Raw genomic sequence first — 3266 nt, forward strand, 5'->3', positions numbered from 1 at the left:
TACGACTTCCACCGGGACGCCGGCTCCGGGCCGATCCTCAACCCGTTCCCGCTGGATCGATCTCGGCGCGGTAGCCGGGCGCACGCGCATCACAACCCGATGGAGCCCTACCGCAACGAGCGCGCCGGGCTCTACCGGCCACGGGTGCCCACACGGATCCCGAGGAGTGTGCCGGATGCGGAGTTCAACGAGATCTTCGCGCGGTTGCCGTCGCACCGGGACCGGGCGCTGGTGGCGTTCTACGTGTCGACCGGGGCGCGGGCCTCGGAGTTGCTGTCAGCCACAGTGGCGGGGGTGGATCCGGGGCGGCAGGTGATCACGGTCGTGCGCAAGGGCACTCGTGCGTTGCAGGAGCTGCCCGCCTCCACCGACGCGTTCGTGTGGTTGCGGCTCTACCAGCTCGAGCTGGCCGACGCCATCCCGCGCGGGCGGCGGCAGCCGCTGTGGTGGACGTTGCGCCGCCCGGTCCGCCCGCTGACCTACCACGCGGCCCACCGCATGTTCGAGCGCGTCAACCAGCGGGCGGGCAGCCAGGCGACGCTGCACTCGCTGCGGCACACGGCCGCCTACCGGATGGCCGAGGACCCGACCCTGCCGCTGACGGATGTCCAGCTCGTGCTGGGGCATGCCCAGCTCACTACGACGCAGATCTATCTGACCCCCCGTAAAGAGGACGTGGTCCGCCGGGTGCTGGCCCACCACGCCGAGCAGACCCGGCGCGCAGCCACGCGGGCGCGTCCGGCTCCCGCGCCTGGCTACCGGCCCGAGACCCTGGAGGTCTTGTTTGGGAACCAGACGTCGTGACCGCCAGCGTTACGAGGGAAGCGTTGGGCGTCAGGGCGCCAACACCGCCGGCGGCGTCTGGGGCCACACCTGCCCGGTTTCCTGCCCGCCTGCCGGCAGCGGAGTGGCCGGCCACCAGGCAGGACGGTGCGCAGGTGCTCAAGCGGCTGACCCGAGCGCCGTTTGCGCTGGAGAGCGCCGGCAGCCAGAAGCATCGCCGCCGTGAGTTGGTGTTGCTGCTGGAGTGGCTGAGCGAGCAGCCGGGTGCCAGGTGGCAGGACCGCTGGCTGGCCAGCGGGGCGGATGCTGCTGGCGCGCGCTGGCGACAGCTCCCCGCGCAATGGCTGCGCGACCGCGGCCACGACGCCGACGGGCAGCACGCGGTGCTCGGTGCGGCGTTGACGGTGGCGATCTGCGCCGAGGTCGTGCGCCCCGGCCTGGCGTGGCTGGTGGCGGCGGTGCCCCGCGGAGGCACCCTGGTGCGCTTGATGGCCCAGACCCGCGATGTTGAGGGGTTTGCGCGGTTGCGCCAGGCATGCGACCACGACACGCCGACACCGGCGGTCAGAGGGCACACACTGCACCGCGCTGCGGTCGTCCTTGCCGCCAAGGGCGGCACGATCGCCGACATCACCGTCGGCGATGTCCTGGAGTTGCTGGACGTGGAGGCGGATGCGCACCGCCGTCCGATGGCGCATGGCGCCGCGTTCTACCGGGCGCTGCACCAGATGGGGGTGCTTGCGCCGAGTGCGCCAGAACGGCTGCGGGAGCTGCGTAGTCGGGGCCAGCGCACCCCCGAGCAGCTCATCGACCGGTTTGCGCTTGCCTGCCGGCCGGTTCGTGACCTGCTGGTGGACTACCTGCGAGAACGCCAGCCAGCGCTGGACTACAGCAGCTTGCGAACCCTGGCCGCGGACCTGGGGGGTGTGTTCTGGAAGGACCTGGAGCGCCACCATCCCGGCATCGACAGCCTGCACCTGTCGCCTGAGGTCGCCGCAGTGTGGAAGCAGCGGCTGCGCACCCGATCCAAAACGGTCGTCACCGACACGGGCGAGAAGAAGGTCATCACCGTTGAACGGATCGGCTACCGCCAGTGCCTGACCCCGGTTCGGGCCTTCTACCTGGACCTGGCCCAATGGGCGATCGAGGAGCCCGCCCGCTGGGGCCGGTGGGTGGCGCCCTGCCCGGTCGGCGAGGAGGAGATCAACCAGCGCAAGGCCGCCAGACGCCGGAAGGCGCGCATGGATGCCCGCACCCGCGAACGGCTACCCGTGCTTCCGGTGCTGGTGCGCACCGTCGACCAGCGGCGCAAGACCGCCGCAGCGCTGCTCACCGCCGCCCGCCAGACCCGCCCTGGCCAGGCGTTCACCCTCCACGGGCAGACCCTGACCCGCTCGATCACCACCCGCCCCACCGACAAGATCTGGGCCGATGACCCCAGCACCGGCCGCCGACGCGACCTGGGCATGGAAGAAGACCTCGCGTTTTGGGCCTGGGCCACCGTGGAGGTCCTACGATCCACCGGCATCCGGATCGAGGAGCTGACCGAACTCTCCCACCACAGCCTGGTGCAATATCGCCTGCCCACCACCGGCGAGCTGGTGCCGCTGCTGCAGATCGCCCCGTCCAAGACCGACACCGAACGACTCCTGGTCGTCAGCCCCGAACTGGCCGAGGTGCTGTCGGCCATCATCCGCCGCGTCCGCACCCCCACCGGGGCGATCCCGGTCATCAGCGCTTACGACCGACGCGAATGCGTCTGGCTGGCTCCATCCCCATGGTTGTTCCAGCGCAGACTCGGCACCGAGCACCGCAGGATCTGCGAAGGCGCCATCCGCAACATGCTCAACGCCGCGCTGGCCCATACCGGCCTGACCGACCCGACCACCGGGAGCCGGTTGCACTTCACCCCGCACGACTTCCGCCGGATGTTCATCACCGACGCCGTCCTGGGCGGCCTGCCCCCCCACATCGCCCAGGTCATCGTCGGCCACCACGACATCAACGTCACCATGGGCTACAAGGCCGTCTATCCCGAGGAGGCCATCCAGGCGCACCGGGCGTTCCTGGCCCGCCGGCGGGCGCTGCGGCCCAGCGAGGAATATCGCACCCCTACCGAGGAGGAGTGGACCGAGTTCCTCGGCCACTTCGAACGCCGAAAGGTCTCCATCGGCACCTGCGCGCGGGCGTTCGGCACCCCCTGCATCCACGAGCACGCCTGCATCCGCTGCCCGATGCTCTGGCCAGACCCCGCCCAACGCGACCGGCTGGTGGAGATTCGCGACAACCTCATCGCCCGCATCGCCGAGGCCGAACGCGAGGGCTGGCTGGGCGAAGTCGAGGGACTCCAGGTCAGCCTCGCCGGCGCCCAGGACAAGCTCGCCCAACTCGACCGGCGTGCCCACAACCACACCACCGTGAATCTGGGCATCCCGACCGTGGCCAGAAAGCCAAACTAACCGCGTTCGTCCAGTTCAGAGAAT

Annotated in this window: 2 protein-coding genes; both read left to right on the forward strand. The window is 70.5% G+C overall.

Annotation, left to right across the window (positions count from 1 at the left end):
- The coding region (locus tag VG276_30430) for a site-specific integrase (protein ID HEV8653601.1) at window positions 1-804 on the forward strand (804 nt) is incomplete at its 5' end.
- A 134-nt stretch (window positions 805-938) separates the two neighbouring features.
- Window positions 939-3242: a site-specific integrase gene (locus tag VG276_30435; GenBank protein ID HEV8653602.1), complete on the forward strand. Its 2304-nt coding sequence runs from the start codon at window positions 939-941 to the stop codon at window positions 3240-3242.
- Window positions 3243-3266: the final 24 nt, after the last annotated feature.

The sequence above is a fragment of the Actinomycetes bacterium genome (assembly GCA_036000965.1).
Taxonomy (GTDB): domain Bacteria; phylum Actinomycetota; class CALGFH01; order CALGFH01; family CALGFH01; genus DASYUT01.